This is a genomic window from Ehrlichia muris subsp. eauclairensis (assembly GCF_051097115.1).
Taxonomy (GTDB): domain Bacteria; phylum Pseudomonadota; class Alphaproteobacteria; order Rickettsiales; family Anaplasmataceae; genus Ehrlichia; species Ehrlichia muris.
In genome coordinates this window covers 712,249-728,883 of sequence record NZ_CP118226.1, presented here as the reverse complement: position 1 = coordinate 728,883, position 16,635 = coordinate 712,249, and the positions used below count along the sequence as shown (strand labels likewise).

Below are 16,635 nucleotides of genomic sequence, written 5' to 3'. Positions count from 1 at the left end.
AACAAGAATGATTTTGTTAAATAGTAATTTTAGGGTGTAATAATGAGTTTAATTATAGTAGAATCCCCATCTAAAGCAAAAACTATAGGTAAATATTTAGGTAGCAAATATAAAGTAGTTGCATCATTTGGGCATATTAGGGATTTTCCAGCAAAAAGTGGTTCTGTTGATCCAGATAGAGACTTTGCTATGACTTATGAAATCATTAATAAATCAGAAAAATATGTAAATAAATTAATTCAGGCAGCTAATAAAGAAACTCAAAATATTTATCTTGCAACTGATCCAGATCGTGAAGGTGAAGCAATAGCATGGCATATTGTAGAAGTATTGAAAGAAAATAATGCCATTGATAATAATGTTGTAATTAATAGAATGGTTTTTAATGAAGTAACGAAGAATGCTATTCTTGAGTCTATAAAACATCCAAGAAGTATAAATATGGATCTTGTGTATGCACAGCAAGCACGTAGGGCATTGGATTATTTAGTTGGCTTTACATTATCCCCTTTATTATGGAGAAAACTTCCAGGAAGTAAATCTGCTGGTAGGGTGCAATCCGTTGCTTTAAGGTTGATATGTGATAGAGAAAGTGATATTGAGAAGTTTGTTACACAAGAATATTGGGATATTGAAGCTAAGTGTTGCAATATAGAAGGAAAACAGTTTTCTGCAGTTTTGAGTTGTTATTCTGGTAAAAAACTAGAGAAATTTGATATTCAAAATGAAAAAGATGCACAAAAATTATCCGAGGAAGTGAAATCTCGTGGTTATTCTGTTGTAAATGTTGAAAAAAAGCATACAAAGCGAAACCCTTATCCTCCTTTTATTACATCAAGCTTGCAACAAGAAGCATCAACCAAGCTTGGGTTTAGTGCAAAAAATACTATGATTATTGCCCAGAAACTCTATGAAGGAATTGATGTTGGTGGGGAAATCATCGGGTTAATTACTTATATGAGGACAGATGGGTTTTATATTGCAGATGAAGCATTGGAGCATATTCGAAGTACCATTGTTTCTATGTTTGGTAAAGAGTATTTAGCAGAATCTGCTCGCAAATATATTAAAAAAGTAAAAAATGCTCAAGAAGCACATGAGGCAATTAGGCCAACGAATATTACAATTACTCCTGATAGCTTATCAAACTATTTAACTCCAGAACAGCTCAGGCTTTACGATCTTATATGGAAGAGAACTGTTGCTAGCCAGATGAGTTCTGCCGTGATTAATCAAGTTGTGGCAGAACTAGAGTCATTAGATAAAGTAGTAACTTTACGTGCAACAGGATCCTCTTTGTTTTTTGATGGATTCTATAAGGTATATGGTTACAGTGAAGATGATGATAATAAAAATAATATGTTACCATTACTTCATGTAGGTGATAGGTGTCCTTTGAATGAAGTTATTCCTCATCAGCATTTTACTATCCCTCCTGCTAGATATAATGAAGCAAGTTTAGTAAAAAAAATGGAGGAAATAGGGATAGGCAGACCTTCGACTTATGCATCTATTATTTCTGTATTGCAGGATAGACAATATGTTGTATTAAATCAAAAGAGGTTTTTTCCAACAGAAAGAGGTAGGATAGTAAACGTTTTCCTTGTTAACTTTTTTAGTCGTTATGTAGAATATGATTTTACTGCTGATCTTGAAGAGAAACTGGATTTGATATCTAATGGAAAAATTAATTGGAAAGAAGTACTACATCAGTTCTGGTTTTTATTTATTGATAATGTTAATTCAGTAAAAAAATTGGAATTTACTGAAATATTGAAAGTTATTAGTTATGCTATGGAAAATTATATTTTTTCTTCTGATAAATCTGAATCTGGTAAAACATGTCCTGTATGCAGTGATGGAACATTAGAGCTTAATATTAGTAAGAATGGTATTTTTTTGGGGTGTTCTAAATATCCAGAGTGTAAATATACAAAGAATGTTGGAGGTGATATTATTGATGATACGGATAATATACAGTATCCTAAAGTTTTAGGTATTGATGTTACGACAGGAGAAGATATATGTCTCAAGAAAGGCCCATATGGAATTTATTTACAGGTTGGTAGTGATAAAAATGGTAAACGTGCAGCTATTCCAAAAAGTATGGATGCCAATTCATTAGATTTACAAATGGCAGAGAAAATATTAAGTCTACCTATAAGTTTAGGAATTCATCCAGATACTGGTAAAGAAGTTAAATTAGGATTAGGTAAATTTGGGGCATATATATTGTATGAAGGTAAGTATTTTTCAATTAAAAATGAGCGTAATTTTTTAGATATTAGTGTTGAAGATGCGATTAATATTATTACAAATAATTCTACTAATGGGGTTATAAAATCCCTAGGTGTTGTTGAAGATAATAATGAAGTATTTTTATGTAAAGGTAGGTATGGATTTTATTTAAAATACGCTAAGTTGAATATTGCTTTAAAAAAGGATATAGACGTTGACCAAATATCTTTGCCGGATGCTATTAAGCTTATATCAGAAAAATATAGGCTCTTAAATGAAACATGATGTATAGTAATAGTCAGTGCATATAATACTGCATCTGTAAGGGATGTAATTTTTTAATTACAGTAATCTGGTAAAACTTTTTTAGACATGATTATTATTATAATTAGTGTGAAAATCTGTATAAGAATACATGTTTTTTATATGCTATAACTAGATATCCATTGTCCATTGCTATATGTGTAAAGCTGATTTTTACTTTTTACCCATAAGGTTAAACCTGTATTCGGCTGTATGAAGTACCATTGATTGATATAGTAATACGTTACATAGTTTTGTTTGTTTTTCCATTCTTGAATTGTTGGTACAGGTCCAATAATGTACATATCTCCAGAAGATATTTCTTTTATCGGAGTATTACATTGTAATTCTAAAATACAATTGTTCATGAGCATATCTATTTTTATCAAAGCTTCATTTACAGTGATTTCCTTGTGTGCTTGATTATGTATGACTAAATTGAATTTAAGATTGATGGATTGTGTCACCATATACTTGTCTCCTTTAAAATAATGTGCTGATATTGGTTAAATTACACTTGATGGATTCAATAAGATGAAAATGCTACTTAATAGTTTTATAATATTGTATTTATTAACATATTCTGTGATACAAAAAAGTGATTTTTTTCATTGTGGTTTTATGCATAGTAATAAAATTTTAAAGACATAATATTGGCAGTATGTATTTGTTATTTTCTGAAAAAGCATGTTAATATGTTATATTTAGTAAATTCCAGGTACAATGTGTATAGAAATTTGTATTTGTAATATTAAATACACATGTATAGTAACTCTAGTAATATAAAAACGTAACGATATAAAGGGGAAGCATATGGTAAGATAAACTCCACTTCAGTAAGATGATTGAAGGCGCTAATAGGATAATACACCGGTAAACTTGTTGTAGTAAAGCATAAAAATTTTATTTTTTTAAAAATGTATCGATAAAGATAATATTATCCTGATTGCATTTTTTATCACTCTCTTCATTAGCATGGTCAGCATCATTATTACAATCTTCTAATTCTTCTATATTATTGCTAATGTATTGCTCAAGATCAAGGGCAAAACCTTGGTGGACATCTATATATTTAATAATAGAGTGATATGGGATAATAACTGTTTCTTCTTTACCTTGAAAACTCAACATTACACTAGCACTGTTGTTAAACACTTGTAAGTTTCTAAATTGATGTTGTAGTATTATAGTAATTTCCCGTGGGTAATTGTTTTTTACATGATCAGGTAATATTACCCCTTTGTAATGTGTTAGAAAGGATATAGCAATGTGCACATTATAAGGATGTGGCGACTGTGCTATAATAGTTAAAGCATCCTTGATAACGCTACAGATAGCAGCATGCATAAGTTTTTGATATTCTATTACATTATTCATAAATAAGTTTCTGGTCATATAAACAAGGGTTTTTCTGTTGCCCGGAAAACCCTTAAAAAAACCGCGCTAATAATAAAACTAAGCAGCTACTAAGTTAGCACTGCTATTATTATCGTTAGCAAAAACGAAATTATCGTTTGCATTTATAAATTTTGAACACTTAAACGGCTGCTGTCTCACCGAGCAAAAACTATCCCCTTTATTATGCATGTCGATCCTGTTTCATCCCCCCATAGCCAAAAGTGGAGATGCCGAGCACTGCCCTCGGGTCCAATACATCTATTCTAAGATGCCTTTATTGCCATAGTGCTAAAGCACGCTACATATTGTAATACTATATTTTATATAAGTCAATAGATTTACATAATATCTTTTTAAAATAGTAATAAAATATAATGAATATTAACGATAACTAGAGTTATCACAAGCTTTGTGAAGAATATCGAAAGCAAATAACACGCTCCCCGGGCCGGATTCGAACCAGCGACCAATTGGTTAACAGCCAAGTGCTCTACCACTGAGCTACCGAGGAAAAAACATATACAATATACATATTGTATTCCTTACATGCAACAAAAATTTGATAATAATTGTAGTACTTAAAAGTGGAATTATGTTAAGTAGTAAGTTTTTAATACATAATAAATGCTATGAGATATAAGGTAGTTCTGGTGATAAGCATGATTTGTAGTGTTTTTTGTTAATTTCTAATCATGTAATAAGGAGAGTTATTGTAATATTAAGATTATGCTCGCAGATGTTTAATTTGTTACACAAATTACCTATGTTTTATAGTATTTGACTCTTTTTGTATATATAGTATGTATTGTAACTCTATATATATAGAACTATAAAGGCGATAGCATAGTCCTTTTCATCACTAATTGATAATTCAATTTTATGTTTTGTGCTATTATTATTTATAGTAATTTGTGGTTTTCCATATAAGTTATTAGATATTATAATATCTGACATTTTTATTGATTTGCCAAAACCTGTCCCTAATGCTTTCACATAAGCTTCTTTTGCTGCGAAACGTTTTGCAAAATGTCTTACTTGTGCATCGAAATTTGTATATTTCTTACTATCTTCTATTTCTTTTTCATTGAATACCCGCTTAAGAAACTTAGTACCGAATTTTTTATATAAATTCGATATACGTGGGATATAAACAATATCTGTACCAATACCTAGTATCATTTCTTAAATTGTTTTAAAAATTGTTCAATAGAAATTACAAATGTATCTTTTGTTGATCTGTTCCTTACTTCAATAAGATCTTGTTCTACTGTTGATTTTCCAACTATAATTTGCCAGGGCATACCTAATAGATCTGTCCTTGCTAACTTAATACCAGGGCTATCGTCTGTATCATCGTATAAAATATCGTCATGTAGTTGTATATGTAGGTTTTCAGAAACTTTTTTACATTTATCATTTGATGAATATAGATTTACTAAGGAAAACTTAAATGGAGCTATTTGTTCTGGCCAGATAATACCTCTATTATCATGAGATACTTCAATTATTGCTGCTACTAACCTTGATATTCCTATGCCATAACATCCCATTTGTAAAGGTTTGTTATTGTTGTTATCACAAAAATTGGCATTCATTGGTTTTGAATATTTATCTCCTAGATAAAAAATATGGCCTATCTCTATTCCTTTGCTTATTTTTATTTTATCTGGTAGGATAGGACAAGTTCTAGGATCAATCATATGATCTGCTGCAGTATAAGTATTTTTTATTTTTTCAATATCAATACTATCGCTATTCATTAGATCAATAATATCCTGGTCATAGTATAAAGTACTCTCTCCGGAATTTGCTAATACATGAAATTCATGACTTAAGGTTCCTCCTACAGGACCTGGTTCTGCTTTAACTGCTATTGGGGTTAAACCTAGCTTTTTAAAAATTTGTATATAAACCTTAAACATTAAGTTATAGGATGAAATAGCATCATTTAAATCTTTATCAAAACTATATGCATCTTTCATTAAAAATTCTCTACATCTCATTATCCCATATCTTGGACGTAGCTCATCGCGAAATTTCCATTGTATTTGATATAAAACTAGTGGTAGATCTTTATGATTTATCGGTGTTGTTCTTAAGACATCAGTAATCACTTCCTCATGAGTTGGCCCAAAAAGCATTTCGCGTTGATTTCTATCTGTAATGCGTAACATTTCAGATCCATAATCATCGTATCTCCCTGACTCTTTCCATAGACTTGCTGGTTGTATTAATGGCATTAATACTTCTAGAGCTCCTGACTTATTCATTTCTTCTCTGATAATATTTTCAATGTTTCTTAGTATCTTTAAACCTAATGGGAGCCAGGTATATATACCAGAAGCAATTTGCCTAATAAGTCCTGCGCGTATTAAATATTTATGTGATATCACTGATACATCAGCTGATGTTTCTTTTAATGTAGGTGCATAATAGTTTGATAAACGCATTAATAAGTATTGATTAACATAAGATCAAAGCAAGAATACCACGTATCATATATATGTTCAATAGTCAATTGTGATGAGCATTGTTATGTAAAATAATTTTTATGTTTCTTTGTTTTGGGAAGTAGTAACTTAGTACTGAAAATTCTAGTATTTGTTGTGCTGAAAATAGCATAAGAAGATTATAAGATTTCATAGAAAAATTGTATATTTGTTGAAGAGTACTGCTTGTATTAAGATAGTAGTATTAAATATATTATTTTTCTTAAAAAATAACATAAATTTTATTAATTTATCTAAGATAGAGCATATCTTCACTCATGATTAAGTGATTTTTTTCAAGTAATGTTAAAAAATGCTATATTGTTGCTGTAAGAAGGTGGTATCACTTTACTTAAAAAAGTGTTAGTTGTTTACTATGCTTATCTCTACTATAATAAAAAGCATTAAGTATTAACATAAATCACGCAGTGATAAATGTCATACCTGTAATTCACATTTAGTGTCTGTAAAGGAAATCATTAATAATAGCAATTGCTGATAAAGTTGCTTGGCGTCTTCTTATATCATTATCATCCTTAATGTCCTGCTCAGATCCTTTTATCGCATTAATTGCTAAGGCTTCTGGATGATCTTGAAATAAAATGTTTCCATGTTTATCTTCAATTGCTTCAATGATGCCATCATCAGAAAACCCTACTATCTTGTATCCAAGAGATTCTATTTTTTGTATATTTTCTTGACTGTTGTTTACTACTCCTCCATGTGCATCTGGAAAATATATTGAAATCCATCCATTATCGTCTGGCTTGGTATATTTAGAAATGATACTTGATAACCTGCTTCCAGGTACAACTCGTAATCTGTGGAGTCCTACATCTTTTCTATGTGGATCTGGCATTGAAATAGAGTGTGCAGCTATAGCCTCTTTAGATGCAATTATCTTTTTCACTCTGATAACCTCTACTCCAACTGCATGCATTATACCTTGTAGCCCTCCACATACTCCTATTAAGTGGATATTTGGATTACTTTCTACAATTTTTACAATTGCATTAGTTACAAGTTGTCTGTTTGGAGTTGGTGAATAAGGTTCAGTGTCTACGTTATAGTAATTTCCAGGAATAAATATTCTATTAATTTTATGTTGTTTAATGAAATTGTGAACTGCATCCTGGATTTTGTTAGCTTCTATTTGTTCTAAGAGGGACATATCGTTTTTAGCCTCTTCTAAAGACTCATTTTTTATTTTTTTAAAATCTAATATTGCATTGTAGTCAAGTAGTACAACTTCTGCCCCTAGTTTTTCTAGCATTTCAGCAATGTTGTTTGAAAACGTCCATTCTTCAGGATAAGTTTCTTTTTCTGTGCGTACAAAACCGACAACCATTTTATTTTGTACTGTTTCTAATGCAACTGCTGATATGGACAATAGAAAGGATAATATTAATATAAAATAACGCATTTAGTCTCCGTAAAACTATTAACTATGCCTACTATATGATAAATATATCATAAAGACTTAACTAAACTCTGAAACATAAGGAATATGTATAAGTGGCTTGAGTTGGAATTGAACCAACGACACAAGGATTTTCAGTCCTTTGCTCTACCGACTGAGCTATCAAGCCAGTACTATATTATTGTATTACAGAGATGATATCTAATAATATGCTAATACAAGCCTGTAATTTAATATAAGTCTATGGATTATATATTATAAATATCACCCATTCAAGTGAAAATATAAGCTTAAATTAATAGTACATTGTGATAGAATATACTTTTATTCAATAATGATTTTCTGTGAAGGTAGGTATATATCCTGGTACTTTTGATCCCATTACTTTTGGTCATATTGATATTATCAAGCGAGCTTATAACTTAGTTGATAAGTTAATTATAGGGGTTGCTAGGAATTGCACAAAACAGACTATTTTTTCTGCTGAAATTCGTGCAGAATTAATAGAGCATGAAATAAAATTACTGAATATGATAGTAGATACTGTGATTTTTGATGGACTATTAGTATATTTTGCTCAGAGAAACAATGCATCTATTATTATCAGGGGATTGCGAGCTATATCTGATTTTGATTATGAATTTCAAATGAGTTGGGTGAATTATAAGCTTACTTCTCAAATTGAAACTATATTTTTACCGGCTTCAGAAGATACTCAATTTATTTCTTCAAGTTTTGTAAAAGAGATAGCACGTTTAAACGGTGATATTAGTGCTTTTGTTCCTACAAATGTGCAGAAATGTTTAAAAGATTTCTATCAAAATGCTAATTAAATAGTTGTTAACCTTTAATTATAACCTTGCTTTTTGACTAGCTATGCTATATTGGTAAGCGAAACAACTTGCTATGATTTTCTATAAAAGTGTAAAAAATTAAGTTATAGTTTCATATGTTGATATTTGTGACAAATAATTGTGTATATGAGTGGGATGTATCAAAATACATAATCAGTAATTCTAAGGTATATTATACAATATGAAACAAAGAAAAGAAGATATAGACGTGTATAATCATAGAATGTTGGTAGTATAATATATTAATGGGTGATATATCTAAAATGTTAATGATCATACTCTGTATAAGGTCTAGATTTTTATGTAATCATGTATACAGCTGTATCAAAAATTAAATTACGCAACATTTAGTGGTGTTATTTAAGTTATGTATAAAGAGTAAGATTTAAAGAGAAGTAACAGCAGCAAATTCTAAAATTGATATTATCTAGAAATGTATATACGAATATAATAATGATATAATAAAGTTTATGTAAAGAATGCTTAATTTTACAAATTTTCATATTTGGTGAAAGGTTGTACTAGTTATCTTTTTTTTAAAACATAATGAATTTCTATTGTTCTGATAAAAGTTTAATAGCTTTCAGTACAGCTATACATCCAAAGCTTGCTGCAATGACGCTTGTTTATATATTTTACTTGTACATCACCTGCAGCAAAAATACCAGGATAACTAATTACTGTCCTGCCAAGTTTAGTATGATATATAGTTTATTATATCTCATTGAAAATTAATGAATTTTTATTGTTCTGATAAAAATTTAATAGCTTCTAACGCAGCCATGCATCCGGAGCTTGCTGCAACGACAGCTTGTTTATATATTTTGTCTTGTACATCACCTGCAGCAAAAATACCAGGATAACTGGTTACTGTACTACCAGGTTTGGTAATAATGTATCCATCGTTATCTAAATCTACTATATTGCTGTTATCTTTATTTTTAAGTACTTGTGTGTTTGGAGTATGTCCTATAGCAACAAATACTCCTTTTACAGAAATAGTAGTGATATCTCCAGTTTTTACAGATTTTAATCTTATAGCTTCTACGTTACCACTTTCTTTATTTCCTAATATTTCTTCTACAATATTATCCCATATAACATGTATTTTATTATTGCTGAATAACCTTTCTTGCATTATATGTTCAGCTCGTAGCTTGTCTCTTCTATGAACCAAAAACACCTTTGTTGCATGCCTTGTTAGATATAATGCCTCTTCTACAGCTGTATTACCTCCTCCTATTACGGCAACATCACTACCAGTAAAAAATGTTCCATCACATGTAGCACATGCAGATACACCTCTCCCTTTAAAAATTTCTTCGCTTTTTATATTAAGCCACTTTGCCTGAGCTCCTGTTGCAATTATAATACTATTTGTGATGTATTGATCACCAAATATTCCTATACATTTAAAAGGATATACATCTGAACATATCTCTTTTATTTCGTCAGATATAACCTGAGCTCCAGAGTTAAGGGCTTGTTGTTTCATTTGTTCCATTAAATCTGGCCCTTGTATTGCATCGGCAAAACCTGGAAAATTTTCAACATCTGTAGTGATTGTAAGTTGTCCTCCTGGACACATCCCAGTTATTAATATAGGTTTTAAATTTGCACGAGCAGCATATATAGCAGCAGTACATCCTGCTGCTCCAGAGCCTATGATTAAGACTTTTGTATTGTATGTTTGTGTCATTTATTTATCCATAGTGCTTTTTTCAAGATTATCTATATGTGACTTTAAGTAATCTTCAATACCATGTTGTGATGCTTCCATTGCTGGATCTCCTTGTATCCATCCAGCTGGGCACACTTCTCCATGAAGTTGGTGATGTTTTATTGCATCTATTATTCTTAAAAGTTCGTCTACATTTCTACCTATGGGGAGATCATTTATTGATTGATGACGTACTATAAAGTTATCGTCAATGATAAAAGTTGCTCTTAATGCAATACTATTATTGTGTAATACTCCATAGTTACTGGAAATGAAATGCGAATCATCTGCAATTAACGGGAAGCTAATCTTATCAATTCCACCTTTGTTTACACTAATATTACGCCAGTGACTATGACAGAATTCTGAATCTGTGCTGATACCAATAATTTCAGTGTTTTTTTCCATAAATTGAGGTATCCTGTTATGCAAAGATATAATTTCTGTAGGGCATACAAACGTAAAATCTCTTGGGTAAAAGATTAAAATAGCACATTTACCACTAACATATTCTTTTAAATTAAATTCACATATTTTGTCATCTGGCATAACGGCTTTTGCTGTAAAGTCAATGGCTTGTTTTGTTATGAGATTCATAAAATTACCTAGTTAATTATATAGCAACGATCATTATAGCACTTAATACTACAATTTAATGGTTTTGCAATTATAATTTAAGAATAAAATACATTATATAATGTGAAGCTTTATATTTTTTCATTTAAAATCTAACTGTAAGATTCTTATATTGTTGATTTAATGTTTATTTTGATAAAAATGTTGTAATAAAAAAGTTTTTTATATTGCATTTAATAATGTTGGAGTTATTTTTAATTTTGTTACCATACATTAAAATTACTAAGATAGTACCTGCTGTTTTCACAGATTAATGTCTTTATTTGATTTTTCTAGAGATTTAAATAAGTTGATGTATTAATGCATTTGTGCAATCATGATATGAATAACAGTAATGTTGAATATTAATTGAAGTATACTAAAATACATTTGTTTATATAGAGAATATTAGGGTAATTATGTCATTTATAGCTGAAAGGATGGGATGTATTAAACCTTCTCCAACACTCGAAATTGCAAATCAAGCTCAAAAATTGAAAATGTCAGGAGTAGACGTCATTTCTTTAGGTGCTGGTGAACCTGATTTTGATACCCCACAACATATTAAGCAAGCAGCTATTGATGCAATTAATGCTGGTAAGACTAAATATACAGCAGTTGATGGGGTCATCGAACTCAAAAAAGCAATTGTTAATCGTTTTAAACAGGATCATAATTTAACTTACGATGTCAATCAAATTTCTGTTGGAAATGGTGCAAAGCAGTGTATTTATAATTTATTTATGGCCACTATAAATAGTGGGGATGAAGTGATAATACCAGCTCCATATTGGGTATCTTATCCAGATGTGGTAAAAATTTCTGGAGGAAATCCTATCATTGTTGATTGTGGTGAAACATTTAAATTAACTCCTGATTTATTGAAGTCTGTGATTACTGAAAAAACTAAATGGTTAATTGTGAATTCTCCAAATAATCCTACAGGATTAATGTATACGTATGAAGAATTGAAAGGGATTGCTGAAGTTTTATTGAGATATCCAAATATTTATGTGATGACCGATGATATATATTCAAAGGTAGTATATGATGGTCTTGAATTTTTTACCATTGCTCAAGTAGAACCGCGCTTGTACAATAGAGTCTTTACAATCAATGGGGTCTCTAAGTCCTATGCCATGACTGGATGGAGAATAGGGTATGTAGCTGGGGATTCAAAAGTTATTAATGCAATTTCTGTTATACAATCGCAAAGTACAACTAATCCTAATAGTATTGCACAGATTGCATCAATACAGGCTTTAACTGGGGATCAAGAGTTTTTAAAGGAAAGAAATAAAATATTTGCAGCACGTCGTAATATGATGATAGATATGGTAAATAATACTCCATTATTATCTGTAAGAAACCCTCAAGGTGCGTTTTATGTGTTCATTTCCTGTAAAAAATTAATAGGTAAAAGTACAAGGAATGGTTTAATTATAAATAGTGCTATGGATTTTACTAGATACTTATTAGAAGATTATAGTGTTGCTGTAGTACCAGGTGAAGCATTTGGAGCACAAGGATTTTTTAGAATATCCTATGCCGCTTCTAATGAAAACTTATCTAAAGCATGTGATCGTATTTTAGATGCCTGTAATAAGTTGTTATAATAATGTATCAGGCTATGGAAGATATGCATTAAAATCCTAGATGTTAGGGTAAAAATGTTATTAAGAGAATACTGTGTTTTAGTAAACTATATCAAATAATATATAGCTTTGAACTAAGAGTGATTGTTGTAAAATAAAGTTTTAAGATTTAGTATCTGTCCAAACATGATTTAAAGGTGTTTTAATTGATTTTATATAAGAATATATTTTACATGTACCTTGTATGAACTTGAGTAATGGAGTTTGTTTTTGTTAGTTTGATAAATATCTAGTATAGTTTTTTATAAAGAATGCAAGTGTTAATGATAAATTTAACAATATTTCTCAGATAGATGTTCAATAGCCTTACACGTTTTTATATAAAAATTTTTTAATTGGTAAATGCTTGCTTAAGGAATATGGCGTAGGTTTAAAAACAAGAATCATATACATTTTTATAAGTACTTTACTAAAATGGAATGTTTATAGCCTACATGCTTTTGTATAAATTTTTTTCATTAGCAAATACTTAACACAATTCATTATGAAAAGTACTGTTAAGATTATCGTACATTATCAATTAAGCTTTGATTGACTTTAACAGAGTATTTTTTTATTAAATGTGTTATTAGCTGGTTTTTTAGTGATTCTAAATTGTCATTTGCAATTTTTTCCTGAATATTCTTGAGATCTATATTACTCACTTGATCAGTGTTTTTTATATCTTTTAACACTGCTATTAACATTTTTTGTTCTGAAGGACTTGTGTCGTGTTGATAACTCTTACTGATTTCTCCTTTTTTCAGATGAAAAATTTCATTTATAAAATCACTAGGGTAATTTTGACCAGGGTTGTCTATTGCTGCAACACTATTTCTGTAAACTATTTGATTAGGTCTTAATGATACTCCATCAATATTATGTATCTCTATACCTGATTTAAGTTTTATAACAACTTCTTGTGTTAACTTAGATAATTTTTGAGCTTTTAAATTACGCTGCCATTCATATACTAATTGTTCTTTACTTTCATCAAAAGTTTTTTCTCGAGACGGTTCTATTTTAGTAACATTTACGCTAAAGAAATAATCATCATTGTCGATAAAGTTAGAAGGTTTATTTAATTGTGCTGAAAATGCGGCTAAAATGATGGCATCATAGTTTGTCTCTGACATTTTTACTTTATGATCAGATGGATCTTTGCCTGAGATGTCAGCAGCTACTGTCTTTATAGATAAATTATATAATTCTGCTATCTCCTTAATAGATGTACCACTGTTAATCTTATCATTTATAGTTTGAATTTCTGTATATAATAGATTAGTAGCTTTTTTCTTTTTAAGATTTTGTTCAATTTTTTTACTTAATTCTTGTAAGTCTTCAGTAGATATTTTGTGAATATTTTGTATCTTTATAATATGCCATCCAAATATACTGTGTAATATAGGGCTTATTTCTCCTTCTTTTAAAGAAAATACTTGATTTCTTATATCATCAGGAAGTGTATTTTTTACAATGTTGTTTAATGTTATATCATCTAGTGTGGTGTGTGCAATATTTGTAACTACACTATTGAAATCTGTATCTTCATTGAGTGCTTTCAAAGCAACCTCAGCTTCATCTTTAGTACTGAATACTAAGTTGAATATATCTCTTTGTTTATCTAATTCTTGAACTTTTATTTCATTATCTATTTCCTCTTGTGTTACATTTGTTTGATTAATAAAGCTTTCATAGTCAATTGTTACATATTCTATAACCCTATTTTCTGGAAACATGAAATTGTTATCTTTTCGCTTTTCTTCATATAATTTTCTTAATTCATCAATATTTGGAACAGAAATGTTATTAATTGTAGGTGATACCTCTATAACATCTATAGTACGTGCTTGATGTAAATTTTGTATAATTTGCTTTATTAGTTCTTGATGATATTGAATATAAGTATTTTGCGTACCACTAAATAAACAATTCATCAGCATAGTTATAGGGAATGCTTTTTCTAATTTGCTTATATATAACCTTTCTGTAAGTCCTGCATTTGATAACCCTGTGTTAAACTTTGTTTTATCAAAGTTCCCGTTTTCGTCTTGAAAAAATTTTATGCTTTTAATATGATTTAATATGCTTTTTTCTCCTACTTTAAGATTTAATGACTCAGTAAATTTTGTAAGGACTTTGTTTTCAATTAACTTATTTAATGTAGAAAGCTTAATATTGAATTGGGCAATTTGTTCCTCTGTTAATGCACGATTTAGTACATGCTGTATATATCTTAATTCATCGTGATACGCATTTGTGTAATCTTGCAATGATAGTTTTTCGTGTCCAATTTTTGCAATATATTTTTCATTAGTAAAACTACCAGGAAGGAAGGATGCTCCAAATGCTATAAATACTAAAGAGCATACTAAAACTATAAGCAATGGCTTTACGAAAAAGGCTTTGAATTTCATTGTGTGTACACATATAAGTATCAACTGCTTTTAATATATCAGACAAAAAATCTCATGCAAATGTTTTCATTATAATCGTGGGAGATACTGTTATTGAAAAAACATTTGTGTGAAACATCAGTAATTTTTTGATTTTATATTAATAGCAATTATAATTTATTTTAGTTATGATATTTGTAAATTAATATAATTTAATTATTAATATTAGACAGTGTTTTATTGATATAGCATGTAGTATAATTAGTTTATTGTATTAAAGTATATAGGTGTAGTATTCAGTGTAGGTAAATTATTTTGTAATTTATAAGACAATAATAAAGCAGCTGTTTTTGCATTAAAATTGCTTGATGTTATGGATTCTGTGTAATGTTTATAATCATTATAATTAAAATTTTTATCTAGTAATTTTATTTTACTTGTTGCAATGAATTTATGATTAAAAGTTTGAGAATAAAATTTATTGTTAGATACTTCAATTATTGAAAATATCTCATCATCATTAGTTTTTGTTGAGTTTGATATCAGATATGCTTGCATTTCTAGAGTGCTTATACCATGTAAGGTAATCTTTGATGCAAGGTGTATACCTTGGGCTGCAGCTATTCCAGCTCTAATGCCTGTGAAACTTCCTGGTCCTACTACTACTCCAAGATTTGTTATAGTGCTGTATGAATTATTGGATTTATCAAATAGTTTATGAATTAATTTGAATAGAGACTCTGAGTGTTGATTCTCAGATATACTTTCTTCATAGTGTATAGTTTGATTGTTACTAATTATAGCAACAGAGCATATGGGACCTGATGTATTAATTACCATGATAGTCATAATTTTTGTATTTTACGTATTACTTAATCATAGCATATAGTTAAAGTGAAGGATAGTATGAGTTTTGAAATTTTGTAGGTTAAAATTACTGTGATATAAACTTACAATAATAAAATATAAATGAATAAGATTTTATTTGGTATAGACTTTAAAGGAACCTATTAACAGATGATTATCATAAAATTCGAATGTATTTTCTCATAGTTTTCAGTAGAAAGCGATAGAGAAGTGGTGCACCCTGAGCGATTCGAACGCCCGACCTTTTGATCCGTAGTCAAAAACTCTATCCAACTGAGCTAAGGGTGCCACTAGTATAGCTATATAATTTAATTCAAGGTCTGTAAATAAATTTTTGATAATAGTGTAAATTATGATTGATATAATGAATTAAATTTATTGATGTACAGGTCATGTATATATTATAAATTGCTGCTGTTTTATCTAGTTAATGTAAAAAATTAGTATCAGTATATAACTTACTGATATTTGTTTTGTCAGATATAATTAATATAAATAAATGTTTATGCATAATTAAGTACTTTTTGATAAAGTTATAATTTTCATAAGGAAATTTTTTTGTCATTATATATAGAATTTTAAAAATTTCTTTATTAAAATACCTTTGCAATAAATGATATTTTTTAATATTAACATTATAAAATTTAATATTTTACTTTAAGTAGCTGTAATTATTTGTTTATTTAATAGTTATTTATATG

Annotated in this window: 12 protein-coding genes, 3 tRNA genes and 1 other RNA gene; 3 read left to right on the top strand and 13 right to left on the bottom strand. The window is 29.3% G+C overall.

Translation table 11 applies throughout. The features are described from left to right. Window positions 1-42: 42 nt before the first annotated feature. Window positions 43-2,523 carry a type I DNA topoisomerase gene (gene topA, locus PVA18_RS02970; protein WP_045804530.1) on the top strand — a complete coding sequence of 827 codons (2,481 nt, stop codon included), beginning with the start codon at window positions 43-45 and terminating at the stop codon, window positions 2,521-2,523. A gap of 137 nt (window positions 2,524-2,660) precedes the next feature. On the opposite strand, the gene PVA18_RS02965 is transcribed toward topA, so the two are convergent. The 8 genes from PVA18_RS02965 to PVA18_RS02930 form a co-directional block, all read right to left on the bottom strand. Beyond that, a complete protein-coding gene (locus PVA18_RS02965) occupies window positions 2,661-3,011 on the bottom strand; it encodes a DUF2793 domain-containing protein (RefSeq protein WP_045804531.1) in 351 nt (116 codons plus the stop codon). Window positions 3,012-3,444: 433 nt separating this feature from the next. Next, window positions 3,445-3,918, bottom strand: coding sequence for a ClpXP protease specificity-enhancing factor SspB (locus PVA18_RS02960; RefSeq protein WP_045804652.1), 474 nt, complete (start codon window positions 3,916-3,918; stop codon window positions 3,445-3,447). Window positions 3,919-3,940: 22 nt separating this feature from the next. Continuing rightward, window positions 3,941-4,276: a transfer-messenger RNA gene (ssrA, locus tag PVA18_RS02955) on the bottom strand. A 102-nt stretch (window positions 4,277-4,378) separates the two neighbouring features. Beyond that, window positions 4,379-4,450: transfer RNA gene (locus PVA18_RS02950), tRNA-Asn, on the bottom strand. 302 nt (window positions 4,451-4,752) lie between these two features. Beyond that, window positions 4,753-5,118, bottom strand: coding sequence for a holo-[acyl-carrier-protein] synthase (locus PVA18_RS02945; RefSeq protein WP_045804532.1), 366 nt, complete (start codon window positions 5,116-5,118; stop codon window positions 4,753-4,755). Next, window positions 5,115-6,389, bottom strand: coding sequence for a proline--tRNA ligase (gene proS, locus PVA18_RS02940; protein WP_045804533.1), 1,275 nt, complete (start codon window positions 6,387-6,389; stop codon window positions 5,115-5,117). Before proS ends, PVA18_RS02945 begins: the two co-directional genes overlap by 4 nt. A gap of 496 nt (window positions 6,390-6,885) precedes the next feature. Further along, window positions 6,886-7,851, bottom strand: coding sequence for a gamma-glutamyl-gamma-aminobutyrate hydrolase family protein (locus PVA18_RS02935; RefSeq protein ID WP_045804534.1), 966 nt, complete (start codon window positions 7,849-7,851; stop codon window positions 6,886-6,888). A 93-nt stretch (window positions 7,852-7,944) separates the two neighbouring features. After that, a tRNA-Phe gene (locus PVA18_RS02930) sits at window positions 7,945-8,017 on the bottom strand. 175 nt (window positions 8,018-8,192) lie between these two features. Between PVA18_RS02930 and coaD the strand changes: the two genes are divergently transcribed. Continuing rightward, window positions 8,193-8,681, top strand: coding sequence for a pantetheine-phosphate adenylyltransferase (gene coaD / locus PVA18_RS02925; protein WP_045804535.1), 489 nt, complete (start codon window positions 8,193-8,195; stop codon window positions 8,679-8,681). Between the two features lie 763 nt (window positions 8,682-9,444). On the opposite strand, the gene trxB is transcribed toward coaD, so the two are convergent. After that, window positions 9,445-10,401, bottom strand: a complete 957-nt coding sequence (gene trxB / locus PVA18_RS02920) for a thioredoxin-disulfide reductase (protein WP_045804536.1) — start codon at window positions 10,399-10,401, stop codon at window positions 9,445-9,447. Further along, window positions 10,402-11,019 carry a peroxiredoxin gene (locus PVA18_RS02915; RefSeq protein ID WP_045804537.1) on the bottom strand — a complete coding sequence of 206 codons (618 nt, stop codon included), beginning with the start codon at window positions 11,017-11,019 and terminating at the stop codon, window positions 10,402-10,404. Window positions 11,020-11,456: 437 nt separating this feature from the next. On the opposite strand from PVA18_RS02915, the gene PVA18_RS02910 reads away from it, so the two are divergent. After that, window positions 11,457-12,653 (top strand): pyridoxal phosphate-dependent aminotransferase, encoded by a 1,197-nt coding sequence (locus tag PVA18_RS02910; protein ID WP_045804538.1) that lies wholly within the window; start codon window positions 11,457-11,459, stop codon window positions 12,651-12,653. A 542-nt stretch (window positions 12,654-13,195) separates the two neighbouring features. Here PVA18_RS02910 and PVA18_RS02905 read toward each other — a convergent pair. From PVA18_RS02905 to PVA18_RS02895, 3 genes are all read right to left on the bottom strand, one after another. Beyond that, entirely contained in the window at window positions 13,196-15,088 is a 1,893-nt protein-coding gene (locus PVA18_RS02905) for a SurA N-terminal domain-containing protein (protein WP_045804539.1), read from the bottom strand. A gap of 240 nt (window positions 15,089-15,328) precedes the next feature. Then, entirely contained in the window at window positions 15,329-15,916 is a 588-nt protein-coding gene (gene tsaB / locus PVA18_RS02900; protein WP_045804540.1) for a tRNA (adenosine(37)-N6)-threonylcarbamoyltransferase complex dimerization subunit type 1 TsaB, read from the bottom strand. Window positions 15,917-16,145: 229 nt separating this feature from the next. Beyond that, window positions 16,146-16,222 (bottom strand) — tRNA-Arg (locus PVA18_RS02895). Window positions 16,223-16,635: the final 413 nt, after the last annotated feature.